Origin of the sequence: Burkholderia sp. AU30280 (assembly GCF_020420125.1) — a bacterium.
Taxonomy (GTDB): Bacteria; Pseudomonadota; Gammaproteobacteria; order Burkholderiales; family Burkholderiaceae; genus Burkholderia.
Genome location: NZ_JAIZRY010000010.1, coordinates 199687 through 212768 on the forward strand (window position 1 = coordinate 199687; position 13082 = coordinate 212768).

General features: G+C 68.6%; 10 protein-coding genes. 7 read left to right on the forward strand and 3 right to left on the reverse strand.

The window, feature by feature from the left end; all coding sequences use genetic code 11:
* Positions 1-15: 15 nt before the first annotated feature.
* The gene (locus LGN17_RS23455; RefSeq protein ID WP_226198813.1) at positions 16-561 is read right to left on the reverse strand and encodes an META domain-containing protein; all 546 of its coding nucleotides are present in this window, start codon (positions 559-561) and stop codon (positions 16-18) included.
* A 213-nt stretch (positions 562-774) separates the two neighbouring features.
* On the opposite strand from LGN17_RS23455, the gene purT reads away from it, so the two are divergent.
* The 4 genes from purT to LGN17_RS23475 all read left to right on the forward strand — a co-directional run bounded on the left by purT (position 775) and on the right by LGN17_RS23475 (position 4604).
* Positions 775-1989, forward strand: coding sequence for a formate-dependent phosphoribosylglycinamide formyltransferase (gene purT / locus LGN17_RS23460; protein WP_226198814.1), 1215 nt, complete (start codon positions 775-777; stop codon positions 1987-1989).
* 18 nt (positions 1990-2007) lie between these two features.
* Positions 2008-2193: a DUF6726 family protein gene (locus tag LGN17_RS23465; RefSeq protein ID WP_226198815.1), complete on the forward strand. Its 186-nt coding sequence runs from the start codon at positions 2008-2010 to the stop codon at positions 2191-2193.
* Between the two features lie 81 nt (positions 2194-2274).
* Complete coding sequence (locus tag LGN17_RS23470) at positions 2275-2655, forward strand: MliC family protein (protein ID WP_175951088.1); 381 nt, start codon at positions 2275-2277, stop codon at positions 2653-2655.
* A 380-nt stretch (positions 2656-3035) separates the two neighbouring features.
* A complete protein-coding gene (locus LGN17_RS23475; RefSeq protein ID WP_226198816.1) occupies positions 3036-4604 on the forward strand; it encodes a DEAD/DEAH box helicase in 1569 nt (522 codons plus the stop codon).
* A 184-nt stretch (positions 4605-4788) separates the two neighbouring features.
* On the opposite strand, the gene gluQRS is transcribed toward LGN17_RS23475, so the two are convergent.
* Both gluQRS and LGN17_RS23485 read right to left on the reverse strand, forming a co-directional pair.
* Positions 4789-5682: a tRNA glutamyl-Q(34) synthetase GluQRS gene (gene gluQRS, locus LGN17_RS23480; protein WP_226198817.1), complete on the reverse strand. Its 894-nt coding sequence runs from the start codon at positions 5680-5682 to the stop codon at positions 4789-4791.
* A 22-nt stretch (positions 5683-5704) separates the two neighbouring features.
* Entirely contained in the window at positions 5705-6559 is an 855-nt protein-coding gene (locus LGN17_RS23485) for a sulfurtransferase (RefSeq protein WP_175951091.1), read from the reverse strand.
* A gap of 217 nt (positions 6560-6776) precedes the next feature.
* Between LGN17_RS23485 and dnaE the strand changes: the two genes are divergently transcribed.
* From dnaE to LGN17_RS23500, 3 genes are all read left to right on the forward strand, one after another.
* The gene (gene dnaE / locus LGN17_RS23490; protein WP_226198818.1) at positions 6777-10310 is read left to right on the forward strand and encodes a DNA polymerase III subunit alpha; all 3534 of its coding nucleotides are present in this window, start codon (positions 6777-6779) and stop codon (positions 10308-10310) included.
* Positions 10311-10616: 306 nt separating this feature from the next.
* Positions 10617-11708 carry a glycosyltransferase family 9 protein gene (locus tag LGN17_RS23495; protein ID WP_226198870.1) on the forward strand — a complete coding sequence of 364 codons (1092 nt, stop codon included), beginning with the start codon at positions 10617-10619 and terminating at the stop codon, positions 11706-11708.
* A gap of 174 nt (positions 11709-11882) precedes the next feature.
* Positions 11883-13061, forward strand: coding sequence for a glycosyltransferase family 9 protein (locus LGN17_RS23500; RefSeq protein ID WP_226198819.1), 1179 nt, complete (start codon positions 11883-11885; stop codon positions 13059-13061).
* Positions 13062-13082: the final 21 nt, after the last annotated feature.

The following is a 13082-nucleotide window of genomic DNA, read 5'->3' on the forward strand; positions in this document are numbered from 1 at the left end:
CGCGCGCGCCGTGCATCAGGGGCTCCGGTGCGTGAAGGTCAGCGTTGCCCCGGAAGTGGTCACGATCTGCAATTGCTGCGGCTCGCGCATCTGCACGCCGGTCTTGTCGACGTGGGCGAGTGCGTCGAGGTACGCGGTTTCGAGCTGGCCGCCGAGCGTATTCGGGCAGGCCATCCGCGTGCCGGCGAGCGGACCGAAGCTCAACAGGCCGTTCTTGATCGCGTAGGTGCCCATGTAGCGATTGCAGCCCGAGAACCCGCTGGCGCGCCGGATGCCCGAATCGGTCGACAGCGCGAGCTTTATCGGCTCGCCGTTGTCGCCGTGCGGGATCGCGCGCTGCGTGCCGTCGGCATTCAGCCAGCTGGTGAGTTCCCAGCTCGTGTCGTCTAGCAGCTGGACGGCGGCCGGATTGTACGGGTCGGGCGCGGGTGCGGCGGAATCGGGGTGGGTCGGCATCGCGCAGGCGGCGAGAAGCGTGGCAAGCGTCAACGCGCAAAGCGGCGCGCACAGCGGACGAAGCAGGCCGGTGCGTGCGCGTGCGGCGGCGGACAGGTGGGACATGAGCCTCGTTCCTCATCGGATTCTGATCAAGGCGTAAGAGTAACGCACCCGCCCCGCGGCAGGCGAGCCGACACTTCGCGCGTGAAAACGTTCGCAGCCCGCTTGCGAGCGGCCCGCGGCCGGGCGCCGGCGCGGCGAAACGCGCAAAACCGGTGCCGTGGCGCGTGTTAACATCGGAGCCGTTTTCGTCCTCCACCAGAAGCGGGTAATCACATGCAGATCGGTCAGCGGCTCGGTACGCCGCTCTCACCCTCGGCCACGCGCGTCATGCTGCTCGGCGCCGGCGAACTCGGCAAGGAAGTCATCATCGCGTTGCAGCGGCTCGGCGTCGAAGTCGTCGCGGTCGACCGCTATCCGGACGCACCGGGCCACCAGGTCGCGCATCGCGCGCACGTGATCGACATGACGGACGCCGCCGCGCTGCGGGCGATCGTCGAAGCCGAACGCCCGCACCTGATCGTGCCCGAGATCGAGGCGATCGCGACCGACGCGCTCGCGGCGATCGAGGCGGCCGGCCTTGCCGAGGCGATCCCGACCGCACGCGCGACGCAGCTCACGATGAACCGCGAAGGGATCCGCCGGCTCGCGGCCGAGGAGCTCGGCCTGCCGACCTCGCCGTATGCGTTCGCGGATTCGTTCGAGGCGTTCAGCGCGGCGATCGCGAAGATCGGCATGCCGTGCGTCGTGAAGCCCGTGATGTCGTCGTCGGGCAAAGGGCAGTCGGTCGTGAAGACCGAAGCCGACGTGAAGCCGGCGTGGGACTACGCGATGGCGGGCGGACGGGTGAACCACGGCCGCGTGATCGTCGAGGGCTTCATCGATTTCGACTACGAGATCACGCAACTCACCGTGCGCGCGATCGATCCGGCGACGGACGCCACGCGCACCTACTTCTGCGAGCCGGTCGGCCACGTGCAGGTCGCGGGCGACTACGTCGAGTCGTGGCAGCCGCAGCCGATGAGCGCGGTGGCGCTCGAGAAGTCGCGCGAGATCGCGCACAAGGTCACCGAGGCGCTCGGCGGGCGCGGGATGTTCGGCGTCGAGCTGTTCGTGCGCGGCGACGACGTCTGGTTCTCCGAGGTGAGCCCGCGGCCGCACGATACGGGCCTCGTCACGCTTGCGTCGCAGCGCCAGTCGGAATTCGAGCTGCACGCGCGTGCGATTCTCGGGCTGCCGGTCGATCCGGCGCTGGGTACGCCGGCCGCGTCGGCCGTGATCTACGGCGGGCTCGACGAGCGCGGGATCGCGTTCGAGGGCGTGCGCGACGCGCTCGCGGTGCCGGGCGCGGACCTGCGCCTGTTCGGCAAGCCGGAAAGTTTTGCGAAGCGGCGCATGGGCGTCGCGCTGGCGACCGGCGCGACCGTCGACGAAGCGCGCGAGCGCGCGAAGCGTGCCGCCGCGGCCGTCCGGCCCGTGTCGGCCCGCTGACGCAACCAGGAGAGGACGATGACGCCGAAGTGGCTGCGTATCGGAAAGCTGGCCGCCGCGCTGGCGCTTGCAGCGAACCTCGCCGGTTGCGGCCTCGCGGCCGCACCGTGCCGGGTCGCCTCGGCCGGGCTCAAGATCGTGCCGCTCGTCGGCCATGTCGCGGCCGCACCGACCGACGCGTGTGCCGACGTCATCGATCCCTGATCACCATACCCGTCCCGATCGCCCGCAATAATCGCGCGCCCCGCGAGGGCGCGTTTTCACCCGTCTCGTGAGAGGACCTGCATGATTCGCCAAACCCTCGCCGCGCTCGCGCTCGCCGGCACGGCCGTTTCCGTCGCGCATGCCGCGCAACTGACCGTCGAAGAGATCGACGCCGATTCGCGCCAGTTCGCCGTCTACCAGTGCGCGAACCAGAAGCAACCGGTGCGCGTGTCGTACTGGCTCGCGGGCAACGGCCAGAGCTTCGCGCTCGTGCCGGTCAACGGAAGGCAGATGCTGTTCGTCGATACCGTGTCGGCGTCGGGCGCGCGCTACCAGGCCGGCCGCTATACGTGGTGGACGAAGGGCAAGGAAGCGACGCTGCGCGACGAGATCGCCGACCCGAACGCGCCGCCGCTGCTGGGTGACTGCGTACAGGTCGAGAAGAAAAAGAAGAAGGGCTGAGCGCCGGGCGGGAATGTGGATCGTGCGGCCGGTGCCTGCCGGCGGCCGGCTCCCGGGCCTGACAGCCCGGCAAGCGGGCTGGCAGCGGGCGACCGCGCAAGACGATCCGGGATCAGCCCCCTGAAATCACCCGCAGGCCGATCGGGTCGTTCGTCTGCCGCACGGGCCTGCCCGGGCCCGCCGCGCGAACCGCCGTTGCGGCCGTTCGCGGCGTTGTCACGGACAGATGGCTGCGCAGTGCTACAATACGACCCTTTCCGTCGGCATTCGCGCCGAACGGAGTCCGCACGGCCTGGCGTCCAGCGTTCGCATTGAACCGGTCCCAAGCGCCAGAGCGGCGCCGCGCGGCGCGCCGCGGCTCCGTCTAATTCCGAATTGTGATGAGCGCAGGCCCGGCTGGCCTGACGCACGATGTCCCCGCCGCGCCTTTTGAGCGAAACGCCACCATGTCCGATTCTGTCGCCAAGCCCGTCGACGCAACCTTCGATCAATTCGGCCTTGCCGCCGATATCCTGAAAGCCATTGCGGAGCAGGGTTATACGACGCCGACGCCGATCCAGGCGCAGGCCATTCCGGTCGTGCTCGCCGGCCGCGACGTCATGGGCGCCGCGCAAACAGGCACCGGCAAGACCGCGAGTTTCTCGCTGCCGATCATCCAGCGGCTGCTGCCGCAGGCCAACACGAGCGCGTCTCCGGCGCGCCACCCGGTGCGTGCGCTGATCCTCACGCCGACCCGCGAACTCGCCGACCAGGTCGCCGCGAACGTGCACGCGTATGCGAAGCACACGCCGCTGCGCAGCGCGGTCGTGTTCGGCGGTGTCGACATGAACCCGCAGATGGCCGAACTGCGCCGCGGCGTCGAGATCCTGATCGCGACGCCCGGCCGTCTGCTCGACCACGTGCAGCAGAAAACGGCGAATCTCGGCCAGGTGCAGATCCTCGTGCTCGACGAAGCCGACCGGATGCTCGACATGGGCTTCCTGCCCGATCTGCAGCGCATCCTGAACCTGCTGCCGAAGGAGCGCCAGACGCTGCTGTTCTCGGCCACCTTCTCGCCGGAAATCAAGAAGCTTGCGTCGACCTACCTGCGCAACCCGCAGACGATCGAAGTCGCACGCAGCAACTCGACGAACGCGAACGTCACGCAGATCGTCTACGACGTCGCCGAAGGCGACAAGCAGGCGGCCGTCGTGCAGTTGCTGCGCGATCGCGGCCTCAAGCAGGTCATCGTGTTCTGCAACAGCAAGATCGGCGCAAGCCGCCTTGCGCGCAATCTCGAGCGCGACGGCGTGGTCGCGTCGGCGATCCACGGCGACAAGACGCAGATCGAGCGGATGCAGGCACTCGACGCGTTCAAGCGCGGCGAGATCGAGGCGCTGGTCGCGACCGACGTGGCCGCGCGCGGCCTCGACATTGCCGAACTGCCGGCCGTGATCAACTTCGACCTGCCGTTCAGTGCGGAAGACTATGTGCACCGGATCGGCCGTACCGGCCGTGCGGGTGCGACGGGCGACGCGCTGTCGCTGTGCAGCCCGAACGAGCGCAAGCAGCTTGCCGATATCGAGAAGCTGATCAAGCGTCCGCTCGAAGTGCAGACGCTCGCGCTCGACAAGCCCGCACGCCATCGTCACGACGAGCGCGGCAACGACCGCGGCGGCGATCGCAACAGCGAGCGCGGTGCCGAGCGGGGCGGCGAACGAGGCGGCCGTCGCGATCGCGACGAGCATCGCGGCGCGTCGGGGCGCCGGCCGGGCGGTTCCGAGCGCGGTCATCACCGTCGCCACGAAGCGCCGGTCGACGATTTTTTCCTGAAGCCGTACGAGCCGTCGGCGTCGGCGAAGCAGCACGACGACGCGCAGCCTGCGCAGCAGCCCGAGAAGAAGGGGCCGAAGCGTCAGGTCGCCGCACTGCTCGGCGGGTTCGGGATGCCGCGCAAGCCGTCGGTGTAAGCCGGGCCGATGTGACACGCAGCGCGCGAGCGCTGCAGGAAAAGCGGGTGCATGCGATGAGCATGTGCCCGTTTTTCATTGGGGCTGCGGTTTGATTGGGGGAGGGGCGGGGCGCAGGCGGCGGGCGATGCAAGCGGCATCCGGCCGCTGCCCGATCGCCGCGGCCGCCGCCAGCTGCCGTGCGCTAGCCGTCCTGCCGCCCGAAGCGCGTCGCCCATGCGGCCGTTGCGGCTGCGTAGAACGCATCGAGGGTCGTGCATGCGAGCGCGCCGCCGGGCGCGAGGCCCAGGTGCGCGGCCGCGGCCTGCAGCGCCGGCAGCGGATCGTCGCGTTCGAGCGCGGCCGCGCCGGTCTGCTTGCTGAGCTTTTCGCCGTTCGCATCGACGACGACGGGCACATGCAGGTATTGCGGCGTCGGCACGCCGAGGCAGTGCTGCAGGTGGATCTGGCGCGCGGTCGAGTCGAGCAGGTCGGCGCCGCGCACGACGTGCGTGACGTGCGCATCGGCATCGTCGACGACGACGGCGAGCTGATAGGCCCATTGTCCGTCCGCGCGCTTCAGCACGAAATCGCCGACCTCGGTCGCGAGGTTCTGCGATTGCGTGTGCTGCCAGCGATCGTCGAACGTGACGATCGCATCGTCGCCGTCCGGCACGCGCAGCCGCCACGCGCGCGCGGGCTTGCCGTGCAGGCCGGTGCGGCAGGTGCCGGGGTAGGCGAGCGTCGTGTGGCGCTCGTGCGCGGCACGCAGCGAATCGGCGATTTCCTTGCGCGTGCAGCCGCACGGATAGACGAGCCCGGCCGCGACGAGCCGTTCGAGCGCGGCCGTGTACGCGGCATCGCGCGTGCTTTGCCAGACGGGCGGCTCGTCGGGCGTCATGCCGAAATGCGCGAGCGTCGCGAGGATGTCCTCGGCGGCGCCGGGCACCGTGCGCGGGCCGTCGAGATCCTCGATGCGCACGAGCCATGTGCCGCCGTGCGCGCGCGCGTCGAGCCAGCTCGCGAGCGCGCCGACCAGCGATCCGAAATGCAGCGGGCCGGTGGGCGACGGCGCGAAGCGGCCGCGATAGGCGCTCATCGGGGCGCGGGGCCGCGCGCGCTTACGCGGCGCTGGCTGCCGGTGCGCAGGCCGGGCACGACTTGCCGGGCACGTAGCTTGGCGACTGTTGCGCGTCCGGCGTGACGACCGCGCGGCACGCGAAGCACGTGACGTTCTCGGTGGGCTGGAGTTGCGGATTCAGCGCGGTGCGGTAGTCGAACACGAAGCAGTCGCCGTGATAGTGCGCGCCGCCGACTTCCTCGAAATACTTCAGGATCCCGCCTTCGAGCTGGTACACGTTCTCGATGCCGATTTCCTTCATGTGGATCGCGGCTTTCTCGCAGCGGATGCCGCCCGTGCAGAACGACACGACCGTCTTGCCTTCGAGGTCGGCGCGGTTCGCGTCGATCACTTCCGGGAATTCGCTGAACTTGTTGATCCGGTAGTCGAGCGCGTCGTCGAACGTGCCGACGTCGACTTCGAATGCGTTGCGCGTGTCGAGCATCACGACCGGGCGCCCCGTGTCGTCGTGGCCGCGGTCGAGCCACGTCTTCAGCGTCTGCGCGTCGACGAACGGCGCGCGGCCGAGTTCCGGCTTGATCGCCGGCTTCTTCATCGTGATGATCTCGCGCTTCAGGCGCACGAGCATGCGGCGGAACGGCTGCGAGTCGGACAGGCTTTCCTTGAACTGCAGCGACGCGAACTTGCCTTCGAACAGCGGATCGTGGCGGAGGTACGCGATGAACGCGTCGGTGGCTTCGCGCGTGCCGGCGACGAACAGGTTGATGCCTTCCGGCGCGAGCAGGATCGTGCCGCGCAGGCCGAGTTCGTTGCAGCGGGCGGTGACGAGCGGGCGCCAGTGCTCGTTCGCGTCGAGCGACACGAAGTGGTAGGCGGCGAGGTTGACGATGGTCATGATGGTCCGACGGGAAAACGGCCGCACGGCGGCCCGCAAAAAAGGGGTGCGAAGCCGGGGCGTTGATTCGAAAAACCGTATTATCCCGCAAACCGCGCGCAGGCCGGCATCCAGCCGTTTGGCCAGCCGCGCGACGTGCGGTCGCGTGCATCGGCCGAATGGCCGGCGTGGGGATTTTTTGGGCAGGCTGCGCGGCGGGGCGGCTACAATAGCGCCCATGTCAGATCCCCGCTTCGTCCATCTTCGCGTTCACTCCGAATTCTCGATTGCCGACGGCATCGTGCGTATTGACGACATCGTCAAGGCGGCGGCCGCAGACGGTCAGGGCGCGCTCGCGCTCACCGATCTCGGCAACGCATTCGGCCTCGTCCGTTTCTACCAGGAAGCCCGCGGCAAGGGCATCAAGCCGATCGCCGGCTGCGACGTCTGGATCGCCAATCCGGACGACCGCGACAAGCCGTCGCGGCTGCTGCTGCTCGTCAAGGACAAGGTCGGCTACCTGAATCTCTGCGAGCTGCTGTCGAAGGCGTGGCTCACGAACCAGTATCGCGGCCGTGCGGAACTCGACGCGAGCTGGCTCGACGGCGAGCTCGCCCAAGGGCTGCTCGCGCTGTCGGGCGCGCAACAGGGCGACATCGGGCTCGCGCTTGCCGCGGGCAACGAAGAAGCCGCGCGCCGTCACGCCGAGCGCTGGGCGAAGGTGTTCCCGGGCGGCTTCTACATCGAGCTGCAGCGTTACGGCCAGCCGGGCGCCGAGGCGTACATCCAGCAGGCCGCGACGCTCGCCGCGGCGCTGAAGCTGCCGGTCATCGCGACGCACCCGACGCAGTTCATGACCGACGACGATTTCACCGCGCACGAGGCGCGCGTGTGTATCTCGGAAGGCGACATCCTCGCGAACCCGCGGCGCCAGAAGCGCTTCACGACCGACCAGTATTTCCGCACGCAGGCCGACATGGTTGCGCTGTTCGCCGACCTGCCGTCGGCGATCGCGAACACGGTCGAAGTCGCGAAGCGCTGCAACCTGAAGCTCGAGCTCGGCAAGCCGAAACTGCCGCTGTTCCCGACGCCCGACGGCATGTCGCTCGACGACTACCTGGTCCAGCTGTCGAAGGAAGGGCTCGAGACCCGTCTCGCGCAGCTGTATCCGGCCGAAGCCGAACGCGAAGCGCAGCGCGACACGTATTACAAGCGCCTCGAATTCGAGTGCGGGACCATCACGAAGATGGGCTTCCCCGGCTACTTCCTGATCGTCGCGGACTTCATCAACTGGGCAAAGAACAACGGCGTGCCCGTCGGCCCGGGCCGCGGCTCGGGCGCCGGTTCTCTGGTCGCGTATGCGCTCGGTATTACCGACCTCGACCCGCTGCGCTACAACCTGCTGTTCGAGCGCTTCCTGAACCCGGAACGCGTGTCGATGCCCGACTTCGACATCGACTTCTGCCAGCACGGCCGCGACCGCGTGATCCAGTACGTGAAGGAGAAGTACGGCGCGGACGCCGTGTCGCAGATCGCCACCTTCGGCACGATGGCCGCGAAGGCGGCCGTGCGCGACATCGGCCGCGTGCTCGACCTCGGCTACATGTTCACCGACGGCGTCGCGAAGCTGATCCCGTTCAAGCCGGGCAAGCACGTGACGATCGCCGACGCGATGAAGGAGGAGCCGCAGCTGCAGGAGCGCTACGACCACGAGGACGAGGTGCACCAGCTGCTCGATCTCGCGCAGCGCGTCGAGGGCCTCACGCGTAACGTCGGGATGCACGCGGGCGGCGTGCTGATCGCGCCCGGCAAGCTGACCGATTTCTGTCCGCTGTATACGCAGGGCGACGACGGCGGCGTCGTCAGCCAGTACGACAAGGACGACGTCGAAGCCGTCGGCCTCGTGAAGTTCGACTTTCTGGGTCTCACGACCCTGACGATCCTCGACTGGGCCGAGCGCTACATCCGCCGCCTCGATCCGTCGAAGGCCGACTGGTCGCTCGCGCAGGTGCCGCTCGACGATCCCGCCTCGTTCCAGATCCTGAAAAAGGCCAATACGGTCGCGGTGTTCCAGCTGGAAAGCCGCGGGATGCAGGGCATGCTGAAGGATGCGCAGCCCGACCGCTTCGAGGACATCATCGCGCTCGTGTCGTTGTACCGTCCGGGCCCGATGGACCTGATCCCGAGCTTCTGCGCACGGAAGCACGGCCGCGAGAAGGTCGAGTATCCGGATCCGCGCGTCGAGCCCGTCCTGAAAGAGACCTACGGCATCATGGTCTATCAGGAGCAGGTGATGCAGATGGCGCAGATCATCGGCGGCTACTCGCTCGGCGGCGCGGACTTGCTGCGTCGCGCGATGGGCAAGAAGAAGCCCGAGGAGATGGTCAAGCACCGCGAGATCTTCGCCGAGGGTGCGGCGAAGAACGGCCTCACGCGCGAGAAGTCCGACGAGATCTTCGACTTGATGGAGAAGTTCGCGGGCTACGGCTTCAACAAGTCGCACGCGGCCGCCTATGCGCTGCTCGCGTACTACACGGCATGGCTGAAGGCGCACCATCCGGCCGAATTCATGGCGGCCAACATGACGCTCGCGATGGACGACACCGACAAGGTGAAGATCCTGTTCGACGATTGCGTCGTGAACAACCTCGCCGTGCTGCCGCCCGACATCAACCAGTCGCATTACCGCTTCGAGCCGGTCGCCGAAGCCGATGGCAAGCGTTCGCGCACGATCCGCTACGGTCTCGGCGCGGTGAAGGGCAGCGGCCAGAACGCGATCGAGGAAATCCTGCGCGCCCGCGAGGAAAAGCCGTTCACCGACCTGTTCGACTTCTGCGAGCGGATCGATCGGCGCGTGGTCAACCGCCGCACGGTCGAGGCGCTGATCCGTGCCGGCGCGTTCGATTCGCTGAACACGAACCGTGCGCAGCTGATCGCGTCGGTGCCGCTGGCGATGGAAGCGGCCGACCAGGCCGAGGCGAACGCGATGCAGGCCGGCCTGTTCGACATGGGTGCCGAGTCGCCGCACGCGCATGCGCTCGTCGACGAGCCCGCATGGGACGACAAGCGCCGCCTGCAGGAAGAAAAGGGCGCGCTCGGCTTCTACCTGTCCGGCCACCTGTTCGACGCGTATCGCGACGAGGTCCGCCGCTTCGTGCGGCAGAAGGTCGGCGACCTGAAGGAGGGGCGCGACAAGCTCGTGGCCGGCATCATCGCGTCGCTGCGCACGCAGATGACCCAGCGCGGCAAGATGTTGATCGCGCTGCTCGACGATGGTTCGGGCCAGTGCGAGATCACGATCTTCAACGAGCAGTTCGAGGCGAACAAGGCGCTGTTCAAGGAAGATGAGCTGCTGATCGTGCAGGGGCAGGCACGCAACGATGCGTTCACGGGCGGCATCCGCTTCACGGCCGATACCGTGATGGATCTCGAACGCGCGCGCAGCCGCTATGCGCAGGCCGTGCGGCTGACGATGAACGGCAACGCCGACGCGGCCGCGCTGCGACGCGTGCTCGAGCCGCACGTGTCGAAGGACGATCCGGCGGCGGTGAACGTGGTCGAAGCGCCGGCGCCGCGCGGCGGCGGGCGCGATGGCGGTCGTCGCCCGCAGGCGCCGCTGCCGAACGGGCTCGCGGTCCAGATCCACTACAGCAACGCGCGGGCACAGGGTGAAATGCGCCTCGGCGACGCATGGCGCGTGAAGCCGAGCGACGTGCTGCTCGCGGAGTTGCGTGCGACGTTCGACGGCAGCGTCGTCGAAATCACGTACTGATCGCGCCTTAGCCGGGCGGCTGTCGCACCATGCGGCCCGTCGCATCGCCATCGTGCGGTGCGACGGGCCGTTTGCATGTTCACGCAGACGGGTCTTGGGCTGGCCATCCGGACGCTATACAATCCGGCGCTGGCCGCACGAACGCGGCGCTGACAGCCGGCTGTCCGGCGGGTGGCGCCGGTATCGCGCACATAAACGGGGGCGGATCCGCGCGGCGATCGGCGACATGCGACCAGGCCATCCCGGAACCGGATGCGGTGGAATGGCCCGTCGCGACGACAAAAAACTGACAGTCACCACATGACCATGGCCAATGGGAACCCGACGCAGCGGATCCTCGTGATCCGGATTGATTTTCTGGGCGACATGCTTTGCACAACGGCGTTTCTCCGCGCGCTGAAGGAGCGCTGGCCCGGCGCGGAACTCCATGTGGTCGCGAACCGCTACAACGCGGCCGCGCTGGCCGGAAACCCGGACGTGGACCTGATCCACACCTACGTCTATAGCCGTCAATGCGAGCGTAACGACCGTCCCGGGCGGATGCGCGCGTTCTTCGACCGGCTGCGGCTCGTGCGCCGCCTGCGTCGCTTGCGGTTCGACCTCGTGGTCGTGCCGAACGGCGGCATGCATCGCAGCAGCGTGCAGCTCGCGCGCCAGATCGGTGCGAAGGATTGCCGCTGGCACGATGCAGAGACCGAATTCGACGATCGCAAGCCCGATCATGTCGCGCAGCGGCCGATGTGCCACGAGGCGCTGTCGGGTTTCCGGCTGGTACCCGAACTCGGCCGCGCCGACGTCGACCGCCTCGCGTTGTCGGTTCATCCGGACCGTGCGCTGCAGGACGCGTGGCATCGGCTGCTCGGCGCGCGCACGAAGCCGCGCGTCGGACTGTTCGTGACGAACAAGGCGGCCGAGCGTCGCTGGCCGGCGGATCGCTGGCGTGACCTCGCCGAGCGGCTTGCGCCGCGCGCCGACGTGATCGTGTTCCGCGACCCGGCCGTCGGCCATGCCCCCGAGGACGACTCGTGGCGCGACGTGCGCGCGCGCCATGTCGCGCCGTCGTCGGTCTCCGAGCTGGTGGCCGCGGCGAGCCTGCTCGATGTGATCGTCTCCGCCGATAGCGCCCCCGTGCATCTCGCATCGGCGCTCGGCGTGCCCGTCGCCGCGCTGTTCGAGGACCGTCCCGAGAAATACCTGCGCTGGCATCCGCTCGGTGTGCCGCATGTGATCCTGCGCGCCGGTGCGACCGTCGACGCGATCGGCGTCGACGCGGTCGAGCGTGCGGCAAATCATTTGCTGCCGCAGGCCACCCATCGCGACGAACCGTTGGCTGACGCGGCACACGCGCGGCCGGCTGCTGCCGCTGCGACGCCGGTGATCATGACCGTCGCTTCGTAGCACCACGGGCATTGCAAGCACCGCGTACGCCACGGGCGCGCGGTGCGCCTGCCGCGCCGCAGCTCGCGAGCGGGGCCGTATCAGGGCAACCGCGCGGCCGATTCGCCATGTCGCGCCGGCTGCTGCAAAATCCTGTACATTGCCAGCCTTGTTCAGCCAGACACACCCATCGCCGTGGCCCTGTTTTCTTCCGCCCGCCCGCCCAGAACCATCCTCGTCGCCGCGCCGCGTCGTATCGGCGACGTGCTGCTGACGACGCCGCTCGTTCGTTCGCTGAAGGCCCGCTGGCCGGAAGCGCAGATCGACATGCTGGTGTTTCGCGGCACCGAAGGCGTGCTCGAGCACAATCCGGACGTGCGGCGCGTGATCGTCGTCGCGCAGCGCGCGGGGTTCCGCGAGCGACTGCGCGACGCGCTGTCGATGTGGCGACGCTACGATCTCGCATGCGCGGCGCTGAGTTCCGACCGGCCGCGTTTCTACAGCTGGTTCGCGGGCCGCAAGCGGGTGGGCCTCGTCGATCCGAACCGCGTGACGTGGCTCACGCGAATGATGCTGAACGGGATCGCGATCAATCACCACGAATCCGCGCATACGGTCGTCAGCACGCTCGCGCTTGCCCCCGTGATCGGCATCGAGCCGGTGTCCGAGGTCGTTGCGCCCGGCATCGGCGACGATCCGGCGCGGCGCGCGCGCTTCGACGCGTGGCTTGCCGAATCGCCGGCGATCCGCGCCGGCAAGCCGCTGGTCGTCCTGCATCCGTATCCGATGTTCCGTTACAAGCAATGGCGGCTCGACGGCTGGGTCGAGATGATCGGCTGGCTGCGCGAGCACGGCTTCGCGATCGCGCTGTCGGGTGGCCCGGCGGACAGCGAGCGCGAGTATGCGGAGCAGATTGCGGCCGAAGCGGGCGGCGACGTGCTGAACCTGGTCGGCCGCCTGACGTTCGGCGAAAGCGCCGAACTCGTGCGGCGCGCACGGCTTTTCATCGGGCCCGACACCGGCGCGACGCACGTCGCGGCCGCGACCGGCACCGACACGATCGCGCTGTTCGGCCCGTCCGACCCCGTCCGCTGGGGGCCGTGGCCGCAGCACTGGCCGGCCGCCGAAAATCCGTGGCCGCTGCGCGGCTCGGGTCGGCACGGGAACGTGTGGCTGTTGCAGGGGGAGGGCGATTGCGTGCCGTGCCGGCACGAGGGCTGCGAGCGCAAGGTCGACAGCCGCAGCGACTGCCTCGTCAATCTCGGTGCGCAGCGCGTGAAAATCGCGGCGGCCGAGATGCTCGGGCTGCATCCGCCGGGCCCGTCCGAAGTCGTCGTCGATACGTCGCGACTGCATCGCACGGGATCCGACTGACGCGCGGGCAACGCGCGTTTC

What these genes read in the sequence shown, in the direction of transcription:
- LGN17_RS23455 (WP_226198813.1), bottom strand. Translation starts at nt 561, where the DNA reads ATGTCCCACCTGTCCGCCGCCGCACGCGCACGCACCGGCCTGCTTCGT.
- dnaE (WP_226198818.1), top strand. Translation starts at nt 6,777, where the DNA reads ATGTCAGATCCCCGCTTCGTCCATCTTCGCGTTCACTCCGAATTCTCG.
- gluQRS (WP_226198817.1), bottom strand. Translation starts at nt 5,682, where the DNA reads ATGAGCGCCTATCGCGGCCGCTTCGCGCCGTCGCCCACCGGCCCGCTG.
- LGN17_RS23475 (WP_226198816.1), top strand. Translation starts at nt 3,036, where the DNA reads ATGAGCGCAGGCCCGGCTGGCCTGACGCACGATGTCCCCGCCGCGCCT.
- LGN17_RS23470 (WP_175951088.1), top strand. Translation starts at nt 2,275, where the DNA reads ATGATTCGCCAAACCCTCGCCGCGCTCGCGCTCGCCGGCACGGCCGTT.
- LGN17_RS23485 (WP_175951091.1), bottom strand. Translation starts at nt 6,559, where the DNA reads ATGACCATCGTCAACCTCGCCGCCTACCACTTCGTGTCGCTCGACGCG.
- purT (WP_226198814.1), top strand. Translation starts at nt 775, where the DNA reads ATGCAGATCGGTCAGCGGCTCGGTACGCCGCTCTCACCCTCGGCCACG.
- LGN17_RS23465 (WP_226198815.1), top strand. Translation starts at nt 2,008, where the DNA reads ATGACGCCGAAGTGGCTGCGTATCGGAAAGCTGGCCGCCGCGCTGGCG.
- LGN17_RS23495 (WP_226198870.1), top strand. Translation starts at nt 10,617, where the DNA reads ATGGCCAATGGGAACCCGACGCAGCGGATCCTCGTGATCCGGATTGAT.